Below are 20,146 nucleotides of genomic sequence, written 5' to 3'. Positions count from 1 at the left end.
CCCACCCGTACCCGGAGGAACCCGATGAGAATCCCCCCGCACCGCCGAACCGGAAGGAGCTAGCCCATGTTCGCTTTCCTTCGGCGTCGGATGTACACCAGCGCACTGCCGTTGCTCATCGTGCTGCTCGGCGTGTTCCTGCTCGCCCGCCTCACCGGTGACCCCACCAGCCTCTACCTGCCGGAATCGGCCACCGCTGCCCAGCGGGAAGCCTTCGCCGCCAAGAATGGCTTCAACCAACCGCTGATCACCCAGCTGATCGACTACTTCAAGGGTGTCATCCACCTGGACTTCGGTACCTCGCTGCGTACCGGCGAGCCGGCTTCGACGATGGCGCTGCGAGCCTTTCCTGCTACGCTCCAATTGGCTTTCACCACAATGCTTCTCGCGATCGTCGGTGCCGTCGTCATCGGCTGCTGGGCGGCCTACCGGCCCAACTCGCTGGCCGACCGCTTCTCCAGCCTGCTATCGATGACCGCAGCCAGCATCCCGGACTTCTGGTTCGCCATCACCGGTGTCTGGCTGTTCGCGGTCCTGCTCGGGGTTCTCCCGACCTCCGGTGTTGACAGCCCACTGTCGTGGATCCTGCCCATCGCCACCCTGCTGATCCGGCCACTGGGCGTGCTGACGCAGGTGGTCCGTGGCGCGATGGTCTCTGCACTGTCAGCGCCCTATGTCCGGCTGGCCCGCAGCAAGGGCGCCAGCGATCTGCGGGTGGTAACCCATCACGCGCTGCGCAATGCCGCCGCACCCGCTTTGACGGTGGCCGGCGACCTGGCGGTCGGCCTGATCAACGGGGCAGTGGTGGTGGAAGCCATCTTCGGCTGGCCCGGCATCGGCAAGCTGATGATCGACGCGATTCTGCAACGCGATTTCGCGGTGCTGCAGGCTGCGGTGCTCCTGACCGCGGTCAGCATCTTCATTCTCAATATCGTCATCGACGCCGGCTACGCACTGCTGGACGCTCGGGTCCGCGAACCGGCCAGGGTCTGAGGGGAACACCGCCATGACGCACATCGATTTGGTACCAGCCAAACCCACCACGGCAATCGTCGGAGAAGCCGATACCGCCACCGCGCGGCGAAAAGGCAGCTCGGTCTGGTTCCGCCTGCTGATCAACGACCGGGTCGCCGCCGCGGCGGCAGTGGTCCTGGCCGCTGTCATCCTGATCGCCGTCTTCGGACCGATGCTGGTCGGCAACCTCGCCACGCATATCGACCTGGACAACTCGAATCAGGCACCGTTCACCTTGGCCCACGGGTGGGCCAACGTGCTCGGTACCGACCCCCTTGGCCGCAGCATGCTGGCCCGGCTGATCATCGCCAGCCGGACCACGCTCTCGGTGGCCGTGCCTGCGGTGGTGATCAGCGCGGTGGTCGGTTCGCTCATCGGAATGTGGGCCGGCTTCTACCGGGGTTGGCGCGAAACCATCGCGATGCGGGTGGCTGACGTCATCATGAGCTTCCCGTCATTGCTGCTGGCCGTGGTCGTGCTGTATGTGTTCTCCCCGAGTGCAGCCAATATCGTTCTGGTGCTGGCGATCACGCGCATCCCGGTCTACCTTCGGACGGCAAGGGCGGAGTCATCGGAGCTGCAGAGCCGGCTATTTGTCGACGCGGCGCGCACCTTCGGCGCGAGTCCGACGTCGATCATCGGCCGCCATGTCCTGCCGATCGTCTTACCCACGCTACTGACCGTCGCGACGCTCGACTTCTGCTATGTGATGCTGGCAGAGAGCTCCCTGAGCTTTCTCGGTATCGGTATTCAACCGCCGGACGTCAGCTGGGGCCTGATGGTGTCGCAGGGCCGCACCTACCTGCACAGCGCATGGTGGCTGTCATTCTTCCCCGGCCTGGCGATCGTCATCACCACGGTATCGGCCACCATCCTCGCCGCCTGGGCCAGGATCGCGACCGATCCCGGACAGCGCTGGCGGCTCACCGTTCCTCAGAAGCGGTTGTCCCGCTTCACCAAGACCGGAAAGGCCCTTAAATGACCGCGCTTGCCGATCACCCGCCCGCTGCCCACGAGGTGGACGCCCAGCCGGCCCTGGAGGTCGACGGCCTGACCGTGGACATCCGCACCATCAGGGGCACGGTCCGGGCCGTCAACGGTGTCTCCTTCGATGCGCACCGCGGTGAAACCCTGGCCCTGCTCGGTGAATCCGGCTGCGGCAAGTCGATGACCGCCACCGCACTGGTCGGTCTGCTGGAGCCGGTGGCCGATATCGCCGGCGGCACCGCGCGACTGATCAGCGGCGACGGATGCGTCGACCTGTTGTCGGCCTCGGGCAATGTGCGGCGCAAGCTGGCCGGTACCGAATTGGCGATCGTCTTCCAGGACGCGCTGACGGCGCTCAATCCGCTCTACACCGTTGGCACCCAGCTGGCCGAGCCGTTCCGGATCCATCAGGGGATGAAAGCAAAAGAGGCCAGGGGCAAGGCCATCGACCTGATGACCAGGGTCGGTATCCCGCAGCCCGAAACCAGGGTGGATTCCTACCCCCACCAGTTCTCCGGCGGTATGCGCCAGCGGCTGTTGATCGCGATGGCCGTCGCCCTGAATCCGAGTGTGCTGATCGCCGACGAGCCCACCACGGCGCTCGACGTCACGGTGCAGGCTCAAATCATGGCGCTCCTGCGGGATCTGCGCGCCGAGTTCCACATGGCCGTCGTCCTGATCACCCATGACCTGGCGCTGGTCGCCGAGGAAGCCGACCGCGTGGCAGTGATGTATGCCGGCAGTATCGTCGAGACCGGGCCGGTCGCAGAGGTTTTCGCCGATCCGCGGCACCCGTACACCAGGGGCCTGTTGGACTCGGTGCCGAAACAGGTCGCCCGCGGTGAGGAGCTCAAGTCCATCGGCGGCGCCCCACCAGATCTGCATTCGATTCCCAGCGGTTGCTCCTACCAGGCGCGCTGCCCGCTGGCGCAGGAGATCTGCAGCACCACCCGACCCACCCTCGAGGTGCTCACACCAGGACGCCAAGCTGCATGCCACTTTCCCGAGGAGGTACTTCATGTCTGAGAAAAAAGCGGCGGATGAGAAAAAAGCGGCGGATGATCAACTGCTCGAAGTCCGGGATCTCACCAAATCGTTCCGGGTGCCGGGGGCGGGGCCGGGTCGGGGATCCAAAGCAGCCAAGCTGTGCGCGCTCGACGGGATCAACCTGGAGCTGGCCCGCGGCGAGACCCTTGGCCTGGTCGGTGAGTCAGGCTGCGGGAAGTCCACGCTGGCAAGGACATTGCTGATGCTGGAACGGCCAGAGTCCGGTTCTGTCCACTTTGATGGCATCGACCCATTCAGCCTGCGCGGCAAGGAACTACTCAACTTTCGCAGGCGCGTGCAGATGGTATTCCAGGACCCGTACGCGTCCTTGAACTCGCGGATGAGCGCGGCTGACATCATCGCCGAGCCGTGGCGTACCCACAAAACGTTGTACAAGAGTCGAGCGGACCGCGATATGCGGGTGCGTGGCCTGCTGGACCTGGTCGGGCTACGGGCCGCCGACGCCGACCGCTATCCACAGGAGTTCTCCGGCGGTCAACGGCAACGGATCGGCATCGCCCGCGCGTTGGCACTGAATCCCGATGTCATCATCTGTGACGAACCGGTGTCGGCACTTGACCTCTCGGTGCAGGCCCAGGTGCTCAACCTGCTCAATGACCTGCAGCAGCAGTTGCAGATCTCCTATATCTTCATCTCCCACGACCTATCGGTGGTCCGGCACGTCGCCGACCGGGTCTCGGTGATGTACCTGGGCCGGATCATCGAATCCGGCTCCACCGAAGCAGTTTTCGACCGGCCGACCCATCCGTACACCGCCGCGCTGATGTCTGCCGCGCCGACCCTGGACCCCGGCCTGCGCAAAGAAAAGATCCTGCTCAAAGGTGAGGTGCCGTCGCCCCTCAATCCGCCGTCGGGGTGCCGGTTTAGGACCCGATGCGCCCACGCAACCGATATCTGCGCGACGACGGCGCCACCGGCGGCGCACGATCCGCAGGTGGCCGGTCACACCGCCGAGTGCCACCACCCGTTGCCACATGACACGAACACGTTGCTCTCTGTGTCGGCTTAAAAGATGTCGGCGTGACTCTCGCAGGCTATGCGGTGGTAGCGAGTGCGATTCTGCTGGCTTCATGTCTGCAGGCGTCCATCGGATTCGGTATCGGAATGCTGGCTGCCCCCATAGTTGCCATCGTCGACCCCGGGCTGATTCCGGGGACGCTGATCATGCTCGCGACACTGGTGACTCTGATGGTCTCCGTGCGTGAACGTGGGGACATCGACGTCACCGGCACGGGCTGGGCGCTGGTCGGGCGGGTACCCGGAACCATCGCCGGGGCACTACTTCTCGCGGCCCTGCCCGAACGGGCGCTGTCCATCCTCCTGGCCGGCGTCGTGCTGTTCGGTGTCGTGTTGACCAGCGTGGGTTGGGCGCCGGTTGCGCGCCGACGCAACGTGGTAATCGCCGGCGCCACATCGGGTCTGCTCGGCACCGCCACCTCGATCGGCGGGCCGCCGATGGCGTTGATCTGGCAGCGCAACAGCGGTGCCCGCCTGCGCGGGACGATGGCGGGGTTTTTCCTGATCGGCTCCCTGATGTCGTTGATTGCGTTGGCCATCACCGGCGCGGTGGACAGGCACACCATGACCACGTTCGCGTTGCTGCTCCCGGCATCGGTCGGCGGTTATGTACTGTCCCGATACGTCAACCGCGTTCTTGATCCGGCCCGCCTGCGTTGGCTGGCGATCGGGGTTTCCGTCATCGGCGCAACGGTATTGATCGTCCGGGAACTCATATGAGTCAGATTGGAGCGGCTATGCCACCTGGCGCGGAAGAAGAATCGAATGACCCGCCGGATGTGGCAGTGCGCAAGGTGAAGTCGGCGGTGCGGACCGTGGAACTTCTCGAGTACCTGGCCGCACGCCTGGATCAGCCCGCGCGGCTCCGGGAGATCTGCGCTGCACTGGACATGCCGCGAAGCAGCGCCCACGCGTTGTTGCGCACGTTGGTCGCCGCGGGCTGGGTACGTTCCGACGCCGCGGGCACGCTGTACGGCATCGGCATTCGGGCGCTGCTGGTCGGCACGAGTTATCTCGACAGCGATCCCTACCTGCCGTTGATCACCCCGTTCCTGGACGATCTGCGCTCCGAACTCGACGAGACCTTTCATCTGGGTCGACTCGACGGTACCGATATCGTCTACCTGGCCACCCGGGAGTCCAAACAGTATCTGCGGACCTCGAATCGGGTGGGCCGACGGTTGCCCGCCTATACCACCGCACTGGGCAAGGCACTGCTGGCTGAGCGTTTCGGGCCAGACCGAGATGACCACATTCCCCAACTGCTGGAACCGCTGACCGCCTACACGATTACCGACCGAGGCGCACTGGAGGAGGCCCTCGAAGAGGCCCGCGTCCGCGGCTACGCCCGCGATGATCAGGAAAACAGCACGGGACTACGGTGTTTCGCGGTGTCGTTGCGCTACACCAGGCCCGCGCAGGATGCGATCAGCGCGTCGGTACCGATCGCTCGACTGACCCCGCAGCGTGAGCATGAGATCGTCGAGGCGCTACGCACGGTGTGCGACAAGGTGTCCAGGGTGGTCCGCCCGCTGGCCAATGGCGACAAGTGGTTCGCCTCCTGACGATCAGGCGGGGTTGCCCCAGCACTTGGTCATGCCTTCGGCGACGTCGATGCTCGGCACATCGGGCTGCGGATCGTTGGTCACCAGGGCGACACCGGTGGTGACGAGGTCGATACCGTAGTTGGGGATCGGCATGGTGCCGTTCTTGACATAGTCGACGATGGCATCGATGCCCTGGGCGGCCATCGCGGATGGGTACTGCTGGGCTGTCGCCCCAATGACCCCGGCCTGCACCAACCTCATGCCCGGGTCGCAGCCGCCGTCGACGGATACCATCACCGCCTTGTTATTCGCCGCCGCGAGTACCTCGGCCGCCCCGCTGGCCGCCGGCTCGTTGATCGTGTAGACGAGGTTGATCTCCGGGTTGCGCTGCAGGCAGTCCGCCATGACGGCGCGGCCCCCGTCGACGGCGCCGAGCGTTTGGCCGCTGCACGCGATGGTGTACGGGCCGGCACTGTAATTGCCGGTCCTGGCTTCGTCACCCATCCTCATCGGGTCGGAGACGGGGATACCCATCCCGGTGAGGAAACCCTGATTGCGGCCCAAATCCGAAGATACGTTCCGATTTTCGAATAAGTTGAGCAGCGCGATCACCGCGGGTTGGCCGTTCAGCTTCTTCGCCGACCATTGGCCGATCAACCGGCCTGCCTCGAAGTTGTCGGTCGCGAATGTGATATCGACGACGTCACCGGGGTCGGGTGTGGTGTCGAGCGCGACGACGAAGATGCCGGCAGCGCGCGCGCGTCTGATGGCATCGTTGACCCCGGGGCCATTCGGGGTGATCAGGATGCCCTTATCGCCCCTGGCGATGGCCGCGTCGATGGCCGTCACCTGGCTGTCGACGTCACCGTCCTCTTTTCCGGCACTGGACGTCAGCGAAACTCCCCGTGCGGCAGCCTCTTTTTCGGCACCCTTTTGAATCGTGACAAAGAACGGGTTCGTATCCGTTTTGATGATCAGCGCGACACTGATCGGCCCGTCGTTCTTCGGTGTCGCGCTGCTACATGCGGCAATGAATGCAAACACCAGGCCGATCGCGGCCACCGTGCGGAACGGTCCCTTTGCCATGGGTGCCAAGGCTAAGCGAAAGATTCGAGCAATCATCGTATTCACGGCCGAAACCTGGATTCATTCAGGAGCCGCATCAATCAATGCCAGGAAAGTGTTGGACGTGCATGAGAACGGCTCGTAATCTTAGAGCCGATGAACACCCGGCAGCGCACCCCAGTCGTCACCGCCATGACCGTCATTCCGATCGCGGGTCATGACAGCATGCTGCTCAACCTCAGCGGTGCGCATGGCCCCTTCTTCACCCGAAACCTCGTCGTGCTCAACGATTCCGATGGCAACACCGGTGTTGGCGAGGTGCCCGGCGGGGAGGCGATCCGGCGCACGCTTGAGGATGCCCGGCCGATCGTGGTGGGTGCGGGAATCGGCGCGTTCAACGCTGTACTGGCCGAGATGCGCCGCACCTTCGCCGATCGCGATACCGGCGGTCGCGGCGCCCAGACATTCGATCTCAGGGTCGCGGTGCATGCGGTGACGGCGGTGGAGTCGGCGTTGCTGGACCTACTGGGGCAGCACCTCGACGTCAGCGTCGCCGCGTTGCTCGGGGACGGCCAGCAACGTGACCGGGTCCAGGCGCTGGGCTATCTGTTCTTCGTCGGCGACCGCACCAGGACAGACCTGGCCTACCGGTCGGCGGCCGATGAGTCCGCCTCCACCGATGCGGCCGACGAGTGGCTGCGCGTCCGTCATGAGCCGGCGCTGACGCCCGATGCCATCGTCAGGCTCGCCGAGGCCGCGCGGGAACGATATGGATTTCGCGATTTCAAACTCAAGGGTGGGGTGCTGCCCGCGCCGGATGAGGCCAAGGCTGTCATTGCACTTGCCGATCGTTTCCCGGATGCCCGCATCACGTTGGATCCCAACGGGGGCTGGCTACTGCAAGATGCCATCACCACGTGCCGGGAGCTCTCCGGAGTGCTGGCCTACGCCGAGGACCCGGTCGGCCCGGAAGGCGGCTTCTCCGGCCGCGAGGTGATGGCCGAGTTCAAGCGCGCCACTGGCCTGCCCACGGCGACCAACATGATCGCCACCGATTGGCGCGAGATGGGGCACGCGATCCGCTCCGGCGCAGTGGACATCCCGCTGGCCGATCCGCACTTCTGGACGATGAACGGTTCGGTGCGCGTCGCGCAGCTCTGTGACGCGTGGGGGTTGACCTGGGGATCGCACTCCAACAACCACTTTGACGTTTCGCTCGCGATGTTCACCCATGTCGCCGCCGCCGCGCCCGGCCAGATCACCGCCATCGACACGCACTGGATCTGGCAGGACGGCCAGCGCATCACCAAGGACCCGTACACCATTGTCGACGGCTACCTGACCGTCCCGGAAAAACCGGGCCTGGGTGTTGACCTGGATCATGACGCGATCGCCGCCGCCCATGAGCTCTATCTGCGCGAAGGTCTCGGCGCCCGCGACGACGCGATCGCCATGCAGTACCTCATCCCTGGCTGGTCCTTCGATAGCAAGCGGCCCGCGCTGCAGCGGGACTGATTGTGAAAATCCTGGTCACCGACGCGAACCTGGTCCCGCATCGCGATCGGCTACACGCCGCACTGCCCCCTGACGCGGATATCTGCTGGCGCATCGGTGACGGTATCGACGCGCTGAGCGCGGACCTGCGCGATGCGGACGTGTACGTCGGAGGACGGTTCTCGGCGGAGTTGGCCCGCGTCGCCGAGAAACTGCGGCTGATCCACGTCGCCGGTGCTGGAACGGACCGGGTGGATTTCGCCGCGCTCAGACCGGAAACTTTGGTGGCGAACACGTTTCACCATGAGCGCTCGATCGCCGAATACGTGGTCTCCGCCGCGGTGATGTTGCGGCGCAATTTTCTCGCGCAAGACCGGGCCCTGCGCCGCGATATCTGGGCCTCATCGGTTTACGACGCCGGCATCCCGCAGGCCAGTTCGCTGCAGGGCGCGACCGTGGGTTTCGTCGGGTTCGGCCATATCGGCCAGTGCGCCTGGGAACTGTTCCGGGCCTATGGATCACGAGGATGTGCGGTCACCGGTTCGGGCCGGGTCGACACCGCAGCGCATGATCTCGTCTGGGCGGGGGAGAGTTCGCGGTTGGAGCGGTTATTGCGCGAATCCGACATCGTCGTGGTGTCAGCGCCGCTCACCGAGGCGACCGAGGGCATGATCGGCGCCGACCAGCTACGCGCACTGGGTCCGACCGGGGTGTTGATCAACGTCGGTCGCGGCCCGCTGGTGGCCGAGCGGGCACTCTACGATGCCTTGCTCGGTGACGAGATTCACGCTGCGGCCCTTGATGTCTGGTATCGCTACCCGGGTCCTGACGGGCGGGGTGGACCCAGCGAGTTTCCGTTTTCCGAGCTGTCCAATGTGCTCATCACCCCGCATTCCTCCGGAGTCACCGGCGACACCTTTCGGGGCCGTGTCGATGATATCGCCGCCAATATCGGTAGGCTGGATCGTGGCGAGCCGTTAAAGAACGTGGTGAGCAGAACGTGGTGAACTCGGGCTGGCCGGAATAGCTGTCGCGGCAGCGCAACTCAGCGCTTGATCAACAGGGACGCGTCGATGGCGTCGGCGCTGAGAATCTGGTTGAGGATCATGGTGGCGCCGCCGATCACACCGGAGCGATCACCATAGGTGGTCGGCACCACCTGCAGCACTCGGGTCGCCAGGGCAGTTGCGTTGCCGTACAGGGTCTCCCGCAGTCCGGCGACCAGAATGTCATAAGCGCCGGCCATGTCACCGTCGATGACCACGGCGGCCGGATTGAGCAGGTTGACTGCCGCGGAGATGACCTCGCCGACATGGCGTCCGCTCTCGCGGATGAGCCGGCGCGCCTCTGGTTCACCGTGATTGGCCAGTTCGACGACATCACGGACATGGCCGACGGCGTGTCCCTGTTGCTGCAGTGCCCTCACCAACGCCCAACCGCCTGCGATGGCCTCCAGGCACCCGGTGTCGCCACACCGGCAGGGCACCCCGGCTGCCGCCGGTGTCTTGTTATGCCCGAATTCGCCTGCCGCGCCAACGGCGCCGCGCTGCAGGACACCGCCCGAGATGATGCCTGCGCCAAGGCCGGTCGAGAGTTTCAGCAGCAGCAGATCGTCGACACCGCGTCGTTCGCCGTGGCGCTCGGCCAAGGCAATGGCGTTCGCGTCGTTATCGACCAGGATCGGGGCGGTGGTCAGGTCGCGGAAGTAGGTGTCGAGTGCGACACCGTCCCAGCCGCTCATCACGGGAGAGTCGAGGCTGCAACCGCGCGCCTGGTCGACGGTGCCCGGCAGGCTCAGGCCAACGCCGTGCACCTTGTCCGAATCGATACCCACCTGGTCGAGCAGCGCCTCGAGGCGTTTGACCACATCGGGCATCAGGTCGCCGGGGCCGATGCCGATTTCCTGGTCGAGATCGCTGATGGCCGCAATATCCCCGGCCAGATTGCAGACACCAAGGCGGGTCCGGCTGCGGCCGATCGCGGCGGAGAGCACCACACCGGCGTCGGCGTTGAACGTCAGCAGCGCTGGGGGACGGCCGCCGGTGGACAGGCCTTCCTCGCGTTCGACGACGAGACCGCGGTCGGCGAGCGCCGATACCCGCGCCCCGACCGCCGTACGTGACAGCCCGGTGATGCGCCGCAGCTCGGAACGTGTCGTCGCGACGCCGTCGCGGATCAGCGTGAAGACTTCACCAGCCGTCGCAGGCGCCTTACTGGTGGCAGACCCCCTGATGACCGGCATCTTTCCATTGAAACAATCCTTTCGTATGAACAGCAAGGTCTGTAAGCCTTATCACTTTGTCCATAAAAAGACTTAAGTCGGTTGGAATTGCGCTAGAAGTCTCCGTACTCTCGTAGGGGACGGGCGCTCTGCAATGCGGCAGGTGCCGATCAGGAGCCACCTCAACGAGGAAACTGACCGGTCACCGTCCCACATTCCGCAGACGGAAAGTTGACTTCCTGTGACCATCACCGCTGCACGTCCATCTGGGCCGACGGCCCTCGTGGCCCCGCAGCCAGCCGTGCTGAAGCTCGCGATTCTCGCGCTCGCCCTGGGCGGATTCGGGATCGGGACCAACGAGTTCGTCGCGATGGGCCTGCTGCCCGAGATCGCAACCACCTACAACATCTCCGAGCCGGCCGCTGGTCACGTCATCTCGGCGTACGCCCTCGGTGTCGTAATCGGGGCACCCCTGATTGCCGCACTCACGGCCCGCGTTGCGCGTAAGGCGCTGCTGGTCAGCCTCATCGCCGTGTTCACCCTGGGCAATGTGGCCACCATCGTGGCACCCAGCTATGAGTCGCTGATCGTGGCCCGCTTCGTCGCCGGCCTGCCGCACGGCGCGTTCTTCGGAATCGCCGCCCTGGTCGCCGCTCGGATGATGGGGCCGGGTAACCGGGCCAAGGCCGTCGCGCAGGTGATGACCGGTTTGACCGTGGCCACCGTGATTGGCGTCCCGATCGCGTCGTGGCTGGGCCAAGCGCTCGGCTGGCGCAGCGGTTTCGGCCTCGTCGTGGTCATCGGACTCCTCACGTTGACCGCTATCGCGTTGTGGCTGCCCAATATCGGTGCCACCCACTCCAGCAGCCCGCTGACCGAACTGGGTGCGCTCAAGCGCCCACAGGTGTGGCTGGCGCTGGCGGTCGGCATGGTGGGCTTCGGCGGCATGTTCGCCGTCTATACCTACATCGCCACCACATTGACCGATGTCTCCGGACTATCCCGGGCGCTGGTGCCGCTGGCGCTGATGATGTTCGGCGCCGGCATGGTGGTCGGCAACATCGTCGGCGGCCGGATGGCCGACCGTTCGGTGATCCGTAGCCTGTACGCCACGATCGCCGCCCTCGGCGTGATGCTGGCCGTGTTCGTGGTGGCGTCGCACCATCCGGTGAGCGCCCTGGTGCTGTTGTTCGGTATCGGTGCCGCCGGCGCCGCGATCGCCCCCGCGCTACAGACCCGACTGATGGACGTCGCGGCCGACGCCCAGACCCTGGCTGCCGCACTGAACCATTCCGCACTCAATATCGCCAATGCATCGGGCGCCTGGGTGGGAGGTCTGGTGATTGCCGCCGGATTCGGCTACACCGCGCCCGCCGCGGCAGGCGCCGTGCTGGCCGGTGTCGGGCTCATCGTCTTGACCATTTCGGTGCTGCTGGAGCGCTTTTCCGCACGATCGGCCGAAACCCCCGCATGATCAACGCTGATCCACCAAGAGAAACAACACGATTGGAGTTCTATCTGCCCGGCGGCCGACACTTCACGCTGATCAGGCGTGGCACGTGGCTCGGCCTGACAAAGGAAGTCACCCGCCTGAACAATCGGCGCTGACATCTCGCAGAAGTTCAGAAGGAGTCCATCCTCATGATCACCAACGAAAACGTCGTCTATCGCTATCAACCCCAGTCCGATCCCGCCATCTACTATCACGGCATACCCAGCGGTTGCGTTGGCAGCGGCGCCGATCTCGGCGAGGTGCGGGCGGCCTATCGTCGCGCGCTGACGGAAATGCTCCATCGCGATCGATACGAATTACCACCTCTCACCGAGCATTTGGAGGCCGTCGTCGACGGCATCTGGGTGCGCAGCAGGGTGGGCGCGGTCCATCGCGACCACACCGGTGACCGGATGTTCCTGCAGGCGCTGTTGGCTCCCGGTCGCGCCCAGGACGATCTGCGGGCCCAGCTGGAGCTGGCCGCGGGCCGCGGATTGGCTCCGGTGGTGGTGATCGTCGAGTCATCAGATGCCGTCGGGACTGTCCTGGATCAGATGACCCCACGCGATACCGTCGTCGTCGCCTTTTCCGATCCGGAGACAACGGTGGGCTGGACCGTCATCTACGGCCCCGAAGCCGAAGGCCGACAGGATATTCCGCGAGCCCCCAGCGATCTACAACTCAGGGAGATGTCGATCGCCGAGTTGGCGCACCGCTTCGGTGCCGTCAGTAATCAACACGCCGTACGGGTGGACGCCGAGGTGCTGTCGCTGGCGTCCTAGCCGGCAAGCACGTCCCGCAACCACAAATCCGCGCCCAGTTCGATACTGGGCGCGGATTCGGCGTTGAGGTGGAAGCGTTAGCGGGAGTTCTGCTGCGGACGGTCCGCGCGCCGACGGGCCGGACGCGGGGTATGCGTCGCGGCGGCGCCGTAGGTGGTGCCAGTGCGCGCCGAAGCGCCGCTACCACGCGCGGGGGTACCGCCGCGTGCAGCGCCGGTCCCGGTACGCGCCGCGCCACTGCGTCCGCGGCCCCCGGCCGGTGCCGGGCGACGGTTGTGCTGCGGCTGCTGCGGCGGTGCGGCCTTGATGACCGGCGCCTGGTAGGCCGCAATCTCGCCGACCAGAGCGTGCACATGCGGTGAGTCGGCGCCGACTTCTTGTGGCGTGACGTTGATTCCGGCGCGACGCAGGAGGGCATTGGTATCCCTGCGCTGCTCGGGAAGTACCACGGTCACCACATCGCCGGCACTGCCAGCGCGGGCGGTCCGACCGGACCGGTGCAGGTACGCCTTGTGCTCCATCGGCGGGTCCACGTGGACGACCAGTTCGACATCGTCGACGTGCACACCGCGTGCGGCGATATCGGTGGCCACCAGGACGCGGGCCTCACCGCTGGTGAACGCGGCCAGGTTGCGGTCGCGTGCGGGCTGAGACAGGTTGCCGTGCAGATCGACCGACGGCACACCGGAATCGGTGAGCTGCTTGGCGAGCTTGCGGGCCTGATGCTTGGTGCGCATGAACAGGATTCGGCGGCCGGTTCCGGAAGCGAGGTGCTGCACCAACTTACGTTTGGCTTCGACGCCGGAGACGTGGAAGACATGGTGTGTCATCGCGGCGACCGGTGAGTTCGCCTCATCGACGGAATGCGAAATCGGGTTCTGCAGAAAGCGATTGACCAGTTTGTCGACGCCGTTGTCCAGCGTGGCGGAGAACAACATCCGCTGTCCGCCTGCGGGAGTGGCCGCCAGGATGCGGGTGACACCGGGCAGGAAGCCCAGGTCGGCCATGTGGTCGGCCTCGTCGATGACGGTGATCTCCACTGCGTCCAGGGAAACTACCCGCTGGCGCATGAGGTCCTCGAGGCGACCGGGGCAGGCCACCACGATATCGACACCGGCCCGCAGCGCGGAGACCTGACGGGACTGCGAAACGCCACCGAAGATCGTGGTGATCTTCAGGTTGTAGGCGGCCGCAAGCGGTTCCAGTGCTGCGGTGATCTGGGTGGCGAGCTCACGTGTGGGAGCCAGCACCAGTCCGGCTGGCTTGTTCGCCTGACGGCGGGTACCGGCCAGCCGGCTCACCAGCGGAAGGGAGAAGGCCAGCGTCTTACCGCTGCCGGTCTTACCGCGGCCGAGGACGTCACGGCCGGCCAAGGTGTCGGGCAGGGTTTCGATCTGGATGGGGAAGGGTGCGGTGATACCGCGGTCGGCGAGGGCCTTGACGAGCGGCTCAAGCACGCCGAGTTCGGCAAAGGATTTTGTTTCGGTGGTCACGAGTTCGGTGCCTTTCAGGCATCGGGTGCGCCATGGCAGCGACGTAACCGTCGAGACAGGCACAAAGTGGCGAGATTGCCGGTGGGCAATATCGATCGCCGCGAGAAGAGCCTGTGCCCTGTATGGGATGACCCCAGAGGGAGGAAGAAGCGTTCCACGACGTGCCTGTATCCGTTATCCAGACGCAAGCGTTGACACCACGATACCGCACCGGCATCGAGACTTCTAACAGCAGCGCGCGTTCGGGCTCGTCTCAGTGGCCGCGTGCCGCATCCGCCAGTACTCCCGCTCGGTGCACACCGGCTCGTCGGGATGGCTACGCCTACGGTGCTCGACATAGCGGGCGTAGTGGTTGTCACCCATCAATGTGCCCCAGTACCAACTGATTTGGCGTGCGATTTCGGTAATGCGTCCCATTGCTTCTGCACCTCTCGTTCCGCTGCGGTCGGAATCATCCCCGACGGTGCGAATAGCTGTGACGGTACCGGTTCGTCTTCGGATAGTGGCCGACCGTTGCCGCGAATAGCGTTGAGTGCCACGATGACTCCGGCCGCGAAGACGATCAGAACCAGCACGGCGAAGATGATCGACAAGCTGCCCTGAATGAACGTGTTGCGAATCACAGCATTGATCTGGTCGGCATTCTTTGCCGAGCCGAATGTGGTCTTACCGGCCTCTTTGGCTGCGACGTACTGGAAGTGCTGGGTCCAGTAGCCGAGTTTCGGGTCACCGGAGAAGATCTTCTGCCACGAGGCGGTCAGCGTGACCACCAGATCCCACATCAGCGGGACACCGGGGATCCAGGCCCATTTCAGCAGGCCCTTCTTGATCACCACGACCGTCACCAATGTCAACGCGATGGCGGCGAGCAACTGGTTGGCGATACCGAACAGGGGGAACAGCGTGTTGATCCCGCCGAGGGGATCGGTGACACCCATCAGCAGGATGCTGCCCCAGCCGGCGACGACGATGATGCTGCATGCCCAGGCTCCGATGCGCCAGCTCGGGTTCCGCAGCCGGCGGAACGGGCCACCGAGGTTGGCCAGTCCGTCGGAGAGCATGAACCGCGCGACCCTGGTGCCCGCGTCGACGGTGGTCAGGATGAACAGCGCCTCGAACATGATCGCGAAGTGGTACCAGAACGCTTTGAGGCTTGCGCCGCCGAACACCCGGTGCAGCACTTCGGACATCCCGAACGCCAGAGTAGGGGCGCCGCCGGTGCGCGACACGATGGATTTCTCGCCGACGCCTTCGGCGGCGGCGGTGATCTCAGCGGCGCTGATCGGGGTGCCGGACAGGCCGAGTTTGTTGACGTAATCGGCTGCGGTCGCCGCGGTGGTGCCGGTCTGGGCCGTGGGTGCGTTGATGGCGAAGTACAGGTGCTGATTCAGGATGGATGCGGTGATCAGCGCCATGATGGCCACGAACGACTCGGTCAGCATGCCGCCGTAGCCGATCAGCCGCATCTGGCTTTCCTTCTCCAGCAGCTTGGGTGTGGTGCCAGACGAGATGAGGGCGTGGAAACCGGACAGCGCTCCGCAGGCAATGGTGATGAACAGGAACGGAAACAGCGAGCCGGCGAAGACCGGGCCGGTGCCGCTGGTGGCGAACTGTGAGACAGCAGGTGCCTCCATCACCGGCCGCGCGACCATGATGCCGATCGCCAGCAGCACGATGGTGCCGACCTTCATGAACGTCGACAGATAGTCACGCGGTGCGAGCAGCAGCCAGACCGGCAGCACCGACGCGGCCAGCCCGTAACCGATGATGCACCACGACAGCGCCACCTTGGACAAGGTGAACCAGTCTGCGCCCCAAGATGTTTGGGCCACCCAGCCGCCGCTGACCACGGCGAGCAGCAGCAGGACGACGCCGATCAGCGATACCTCGGAGATCCGTCCGGGGCGCAGGAAGCGCAGGTAGAGACCCATGAAGATGGCGATGGGGATGGTCATCGCGATGGAGAACACGCCCCACGGGCTTTCGGCCAGGGCGTTGACGATGACCAATGCCAGCACCGCCAGCAGGATCGTCATGATGACGAGCACGCCGACGATGGCGGCCACCCCGCCAAGGACGCCCAATTCGTCACGCGCCATCTGGCCCAGCGACCGGCCGCGGCGGCGCACCGAAATCGACAGCACCAGATAGTCCTGGACGCAGCCGGCGACCAGTGCGCCGATGATGATCCAGATCGTTCCGGGCAGATATCCCATCTGCGTGGCCAATACGGGTCCCACCAGAGGCCCGGCGCCGGCGATCGCGGCGAAATGATGCCCGAACAGCACGCGCCGATCGGTCGGTAGATAGTCGGTGCCGTTCTCGAATATTTCGGCCGGGGTGGCCTGATCGTCACGCGGCCTGACGATCTTCATCTCGATCAGCCGCGCATAGAAGCGATATCCGATGACATAGGTGCAGACCGCGGCGATGACGAACCACACCGCGTTGACCGTCTCACCGCGGAAGAACGCGATGATCGCCCAGGCGACCGCACCGAGAACGGCGATCACCGCGAAAATGACCTTGTGCTTCACCGAGATCGGGGAACGGTCGATCACCGCGACGGGCGGCAGGTCTTCGTCGGTGCGCACGAAAGTGATATCGCCATCGCGATCGACTGACTCGGCGGTCGGTGAAGCCACAATGCCTCCTCGTTGATGCCGGCAGGGTTATGCCGATTCCGATCTTTTCACGCCGCTGCCCACGATTTGGGAGTTTCGGCCCTGGTGCTCGGTTGGTTCCTGCCGCTGTTCGGGATCAGCCTGGTCGCGTTCCTGGTGAACGACGCTGTGGTGGCTGCGGTCAAACGGCGTCGTACAACGCACGCACCGTATCAATAGTGTCGGCCTCGGCCGGCCCCTTGTCGTCGCGATAGCGCAGTACCCGGGCGAAACGTAACGCCACCCCGCCCGGGTACCGTGTCGAGCCCTGGACGCCGTCGAAGGCGATTTCGACGACCTGCTCGGGCCGGACGTGCACGACATAATTATCGGTTCCTGCGGTGGCCAGTGCGGTGAATCGCGTTGTCTGCCAGTCGAGCATCGCGTCGGTCATGCCCTTGAAAGTCTTGCCGAGCATGACGTAACCGCCGCTGGCCGGGTCGCGCGCACCGAGATGGATATTCGACAACTTCCCGGTGCGCCGGCCCGAACCCCACTCCACGGCCAGCACCACCAGGTCCAGGGTGTGTACGGGTTTGACCTTCAACCAGCCCGCACCGCGGCGGCCTGCCTCATAGGGTGATGTCGGTGATTTTGCCATCACCCCCTCGTGTCCGGCCGCCAGCGTGTCATCCAGGAACTGTTGTGCCACAGCGGTATCGGAGGTCTGGATGCGGTCTACTCGGAGCTCGGCGGGCACGATCGAGTCCAGGGCCGCCAACCGGTCGGCGGTCGGCGCGTCCAGCAGATCGGTGCCGTCGAGGTGCAGCAGATCGAAGAAGAACACCGACAGCGGTTGCTCACTGCGCGCGCGAGACCCGAAGCGCGACGCGGTCACCTGGAATCGGTGCGGTCTACCGTCCTCGCGTAACGCGATGGCCTCGCCGTCGGCGATCAGCTCCCGCACCGGCAGGGCCAACGTGGCGGCCACCACCTCGGGCAGGCGGGCGGTGACATCGTCGAGGCTGCGGGTGTAGATGGTGACCTGGTCGCCACAGCGGTGGATCTGCACCCGCGCGCCATCCAGCTTGGCCTCGAAAATGGCGGTGCCGGAGAGCTTTTCGAGTGCTTGGACCACACCGGTCGCGGTCTGGGCGAGCATCGGGCCGACGGGGCGCCCGACGAGCAAGGTGAATTCGTCCAGTGCCGCCACGCCCCCGCGCAGACCCGCGGCGGCCACTGCGGGCAGATCGCCGCCGAGCATCGCCGCTCGCCGGACCGTCGCGGCGGGGATACCCGCCGCCTTGGCGACGGCATCGGACATCAGCCCCACCAACGCGCCCTGGCGCAGTTCGCCACCGAGCAGGCGCCGCAGGAAGGTCTGCTCGATACCGGTGGCGGCGGCGAAAACATCGGCGAGCAACTGTGCGCGCCGAGCGTGCGACCCCTTACCGGCCACCCCGCCAATTTCAGTGAACGCAGCGTCGACGGCCGATACCGTCAGCGTCGGCTCCGTCGCAGCCGGGGGCAGGGAACGCAGGGCGGCCCAGCCGACACCGATCTGGCGTTGGGGCAGTTCACCGGAGAGCCAGGACACCACGATGGCGACCTGGGCGGTGTCCAGGTCGGCACGGTGAAGCAGGCCCGCGATCCGGGACACCTTGGCCAGCCGCGAGGACGAGGCTCCCACATCGGCGGACGCCGTCGCGATTTCGACGACCAGCACTACTTCACCGCGAAGTCGACCTGGTGCCATCCGGTTGCGCCGTCGGGGACCGGGTCGGCGATATCCGCGGTCTGCACGGCGCCGGTGTTATCGGTGGCCCTGACCGTGATCGAGTGTGTGCCGGGGGTGGTCGCCTCCCACGGAAAGCTCCACAACCGCCAGGTGTCGTTGGAGTAACTCGCGCCAAGCGCAGCCGGCTGCCAGATGCCCTGTCCCGCTGGGGTGTCGATGCGCACCTCCACGGCTCTGATGCCACGGATCTGTGCCCACGCCACCCCGCCGAAGGTGACCGGCCCGACCGCGACATCCTGACCGCTGCGCGGAACATCGATCCGTGATTCGGTTTTCACCGGGCCGCGTTCGGACCAGCCGAGTTTCGTCCAGTACGCCTCGGCCTTGTCGAACCGGGTCAGTTCGAGATCGACCACCCACTTGGTGGCCGATACGTAGCCGTACAGGCCCGGTACCACCAGCCTCGCTGGATAGCCGTGTTCGATCGGCAACGGCTGGCCGTTCATGCTGATCGCCAGAAGTGCGTCGCGTTGATCGGTCAGCGCTTCCACTGGCGTGCCCGCGGTGAAGCCGTCGATCGAGGTCGACAGGACCATATCCGCCTGCGCCTGGATCCCAGCCTTGGCCAGCAGATCGCGGACCCGGTAGCCGGTCCAGGTGGCGTTCGAGATCAAGTCCCCGCCAACCGGATTGGAGACGCAGGTGAGCGTGGCGACCTTCTCGATCACCTCCATATCGCGGAGATCGTCGAAGCTGTAGGTGATTTCGTGGTCCACCATGCCGTGAATCTTCAGCCGCCACTCCTGCTGGCTGAGCTGGGGGACACTCAGCGCGGTGTCGATGCGGTAGAAGTCTGAGTTGCTGGTGATGAACGTGGGCGTCGAAAGACCGGCGGGCTGCACTGCCGGATTTATCGGCGGGGCAGGGGTATTGGGCCGGGGCAGGACGAACGTCTGCCGGTCATCGGCCACGGAGTGCAGGCGCCGGCTCCACAATGCGCCGCCGACGCCGGAGAACACCCCGAGGCCGAGCAGGCCAAGCACGGCCAGCGATAGCCGCCGGCCGGGGTCGGCGTCGGTACTCTCGGCCTCCGCGCTGTCGGTGGGGCTGGGGTCGGAGATCCGGCCCGAGGTGAGCAGCCGCAGCACAGCGATCCCACAGATCGTCCCGATCACCGTAGGGATCACATCGATGGGCGAGGCTTCCGCTCGGCTCAGCACCGCGGCGGCGCCCGCGACACCGGCCAGGGCGATGGCGATACTGCCAATCGGCCGTCGTCGCGTTTCGTAGGTCGCGGTGAGCGCGGCGATGGTGGCGATGACCACCAGCACCGCCACTGCCAGGAAGAGCTTGTCCGCGGTGCTGAAGAGCTGGATCGCCAGTTCCTTGACCGGACCGGGAGTCAGGTCGATGACCGCTGAGCCGACAGATGTTCGTGAGTCGGCGGCCGGTCCGAACGGAACGGCTGCCAACTGGGTGACGCCCAGTGCGACAGCCGCTGCTGCGATGCCACTCAGCATCCGCATGTCTCTTGCGGATCGAGCCATGCAGCCAACGTACCTGCACAGCCTGGGCTGGACCTGCCGACAAGGCCTTACAGACCGGTGACGATCTGTCACTGAGCA

The 20,146-nt window shown here is 65.4% G+C and carries 17 protein-coding genes; 10 read left to right on the top strand and 7 right to left on the bottom strand.

Translation table 11 applies throughout. From position 1 onward, the window contains the following. Positions 1-66 precede the first annotated feature (66 nt). The 6 genes from ADBZ9O_RS23990 to ADBZ9O_RS23965 are packed head-to-tail and all read left to right on the top strand — an operon-like array spanning position 67 to position 5,651. Entirely contained in the window at positions 67-993 is a 927-nt protein-coding gene (locus tag ADBZ9O_RS23990; RefSeq protein ID WP_526525467.1) for an ABC transporter permease, read from the top strand. Between the two features lie 13 nt (positions 994-1,006). Next, the gene (locus tag ADBZ9O_RS23985) at positions 1,007-1,996 is read left to right on the top strand and encodes an ABC transporter permease (protein ID WP_526525465.1); all 990 of its coding nucleotides are present in this window, start codon (positions 1,007-1,009) and stop codon (positions 1,994-1,996) included. Further along, complete coding sequence (locus tag ADBZ9O_RS23980; RefSeq protein ID WP_526525464.1) at positions 1,993-3,027, top strand: ABC transporter ATP-binding protein; 1,035 nt, start codon at positions 1,993-1,995, stop codon at positions 3,025-3,027. Before ADBZ9O_RS23985 ends, ADBZ9O_RS23980 begins: the two co-directional genes overlap by 4 nt. After that, on the top strand, positions 3,020-4,078 hold the full coding sequence (locus ADBZ9O_RS23975) for an ABC transporter ATP-binding protein (RefSeq protein ID WP_526525462.1): 1,059 nt from the start codon (positions 3,020-3,022) through the stop codon (positions 4,076-4,078). The genes ADBZ9O_RS23980 and ADBZ9O_RS23975 overlap by 8 nt, the downstream gene beginning before the upstream one ends. Before the next feature lie 11 nt (positions 4,079-4,089). Beyond that, positions 4,090-4,806, top strand: coding sequence for a TSUP family transporter (locus ADBZ9O_RS23970; RefSeq protein ID WP_526525461.1), 717 nt, complete (start codon positions 4,090-4,092; stop codon positions 4,804-4,806). Next, complete coding sequence (locus ADBZ9O_RS23965; RefSeq protein ID WP_526525460.1) at positions 4,803-5,651, top strand: IclR family transcriptional regulator; 849 nt, start codon at positions 4,803-4,805, stop codon at positions 5,649-5,651. The genes ADBZ9O_RS23970 and ADBZ9O_RS23965 overlap by 4 nt, the downstream gene beginning before the upstream one ends. 3 nt (positions 5,652-5,654) lie before the next feature. On the opposite strand, the gene ADBZ9O_RS23960 is transcribed toward ADBZ9O_RS23965, so the two are convergent. Continuing rightward, positions 5,655-6,719, bottom strand: a complete 1,065-nt coding sequence (locus tag ADBZ9O_RS23960; protein ID WP_526525459.1) for a substrate-binding domain-containing protein — start codon at positions 6,717-6,719, stop codon at positions 5,655-5,657. A 135-nt stretch (positions 6,720-6,854) separates the two neighbouring features. Here ADBZ9O_RS23960 and ADBZ9O_RS23955 point away from each other — a divergent pair, with 135 nt between their 5' ends. Next, complete coding sequence (locus ADBZ9O_RS23955; protein WP_526525457.1) at positions 6,855-8,213, top strand: enolase C-terminal domain-like protein; 1,359 nt, start codon at positions 6,855-6,857, stop codon at positions 8,211-8,213. A gap of 2 nt (positions 8,214-8,215) precedes the next feature. Next, positions 8,216-9,199 (top strand): 2-hydroxyacid dehydrogenase, encoded by a 984-nt coding sequence (locus ADBZ9O_RS23950; protein WP_526525456.1) that lies wholly within the window; start codon positions 8,216-8,218, stop codon positions 9,197-9,199. A gap of 38 nt (positions 9,200-9,237) precedes the next feature. On the opposite strand, the gene ADBZ9O_RS23945 is transcribed toward ADBZ9O_RS23950, so the two are convergent. After that, positions 9,238-10,434 carry an ROK family transcriptional regulator gene (locus ADBZ9O_RS23945; RefSeq protein WP_526525455.1) on the bottom strand — a complete coding sequence of 399 codons (1,197 nt, stop codon included), beginning with the start codon at positions 10,432-10,434 and terminating at the stop codon, positions 9,238-9,240. 220 nt (positions 10,435-10,654) lie between these two features. Between ADBZ9O_RS23945 and ADBZ9O_RS23940 the strand changes: the two genes are divergently transcribed. Further along, positions 10,655-11,887, top strand: coding sequence for an MFS transporter (locus ADBZ9O_RS23940; RefSeq protein ID WP_526525454.1), 1,233 nt, complete (start codon positions 10,655-10,657; stop codon positions 11,885-11,887). A gap of 167 nt (positions 11,888-12,054) precedes the next feature. Continuing rightward, positions 12,055-12,687, top strand: coding sequence for a hypothetical protein (locus tag ADBZ9O_RS23935; protein ID WP_526525452.1), 633 nt, complete (start codon positions 12,055-12,057; stop codon positions 12,685-12,687). Between the two features lie 77 nt (positions 12,688-12,764). Here the strand turns inward: ADBZ9O_RS23935 and ADBZ9O_RS23930 are convergent, their stop codons facing one another. From ADBZ9O_RS23930 to ADBZ9O_RS23910, 5 genes are all read right to left on the bottom strand, one after another. Further along, positions 12,765-14,180, bottom strand: a complete 1,416-nt coding sequence (locus ADBZ9O_RS23930) for a DEAD/DEAH box helicase (RefSeq protein WP_526525450.1) — start codon at positions 14,178-14,180, stop codon at positions 12,765-12,767. A 225-nt stretch (positions 14,181-14,405) separates the two neighbouring features. Beyond that, positions 14,406-14,543: a CstA-like transporter-associated (seleno)protein gene (locus tag ADBZ9O_RS23925; protein ID WP_526525448.1), complete on the bottom strand. Its 138-nt coding sequence runs from the start codon at positions 14,541-14,543 to the stop codon at positions 14,406-14,408. Further along, positions 14,543-16,825, bottom strand: coding sequence for a carbon starvation CstA family protein (locus ADBZ9O_RS23920; protein WP_526525447.1), 2,283 nt, complete (start codon positions 16,823-16,825; stop codon positions 14,543-14,545). Before ADBZ9O_RS23920 ends, ADBZ9O_RS23925 begins: the two co-directional genes overlap by 1 nt. A gap of 160 nt (positions 16,826-16,985) precedes the next feature. Next, positions 16,986-18,509: an ATP-dependent DNA ligase gene (locus ADBZ9O_RS23915; protein WP_526525445.1), complete on the bottom strand. Its 1,524-nt coding sequence runs from the start codon at positions 18,507-18,509 to the stop codon at positions 16,986-16,988. Further along, on the bottom strand, positions 18,509-20,068 hold the full coding sequence (locus ADBZ9O_RS23910; protein WP_526525443.1) for a molybdopterin-dependent oxidoreductase: 1,560 nt from the start codon (positions 20,066-20,068) through the stop codon (positions 18,509-18,511). The genes ADBZ9O_RS23915 and ADBZ9O_RS23910 overlap by 1 nt, the downstream gene beginning before the upstream one ends. Positions 20,069-20,146: the final 78 nt, after the last annotated feature.

The organism is Mycobacterium sp. (genome assembly GCF_965229105.1).
Taxonomy (GTDB): domain Bacteria; phylum Actinomycetota; class Actinomycetes; order Mycobacteriales; family Mycobacteriaceae; genus Mycobacterium.
The sequence above is the reverse complement of the archived record's forward strand: the minus strand, read 5'-3'. Positions and strand labels throughout refer to the sequence as shown.

Coding starts and splice junctions, on each gene's coding strand:
- ADBZ9O_RS23990 (WP_526525467.1), top strand. CDS start 67: ATGTTCGCTTTCCTTCGGCGTCGGATGTACACCAGCGCACTGCCGTTG.
- ADBZ9O_RS23985 (WP_526525465.1), top strand. CDS start 1,007: ATGACGCACATCGATTTGGTACCAGCCAAACCCACCACGGCAATCGTC.
- ADBZ9O_RS23980 (WP_526525464.1), top strand. CDS start 1,993: ATGACCGCGCTTGCCGATCACCCGCCCGCTGCCCACGAGGTGGACGCC.
- ADBZ9O_RS23975 (WP_526525462.1), top strand. CDS start 3,020: ATGTCTGAGAAAAAAGCGGCGGATGAGAAAAAAGCGGCGGATGATCAA.
- ADBZ9O_RS23965 (WP_526525460.1), top strand. CDS start 4,803: ATGAGTCAGATTGGAGCGGCTATGCCACCTGGCGCGGAAGAAGAATCG.
- ADBZ9O_RS23960 (WP_526525459.1), bottom strand. CDS start 6,719: ATGGCAAAGGGACCGTTCCGCACGGTGGCCGCGATCGGCCTGGTGTTT.
- ADBZ9O_RS23955 (WP_526525457.1), top strand. CDS start 6,855: ATGAACACCCGGCAGCGCACCCCAGTCGTCACCGCCATGACCGTCATT.
- ADBZ9O_RS23945 (WP_526525455.1), bottom strand. CDS start 10,434: ATGCCGGTCATCAGGGGGTCTGCCACCAGTAAGGCGCCTGCGACGGCT.
- ADBZ9O_RS23935 (WP_526525452.1), top strand. CDS start 12,055: ATGATCACCAACGAAAACGTCGTCTATCGCTATCAACCCCAGTCCGAT.
- ADBZ9O_RS23925 (WP_526525448.1), bottom strand. CDS start 14,543: ATGGGTGACAACCACTACGCCCGCTATGTCGAGCACCGTAGGCGTAGC.
- ADBZ9O_RS23910 (WP_526525443.1), bottom strand. CDS start 20,068: ATGGCTCGATCCGCAAGAGACATGCGGATGCTGAGTGGCATCGCAGCA.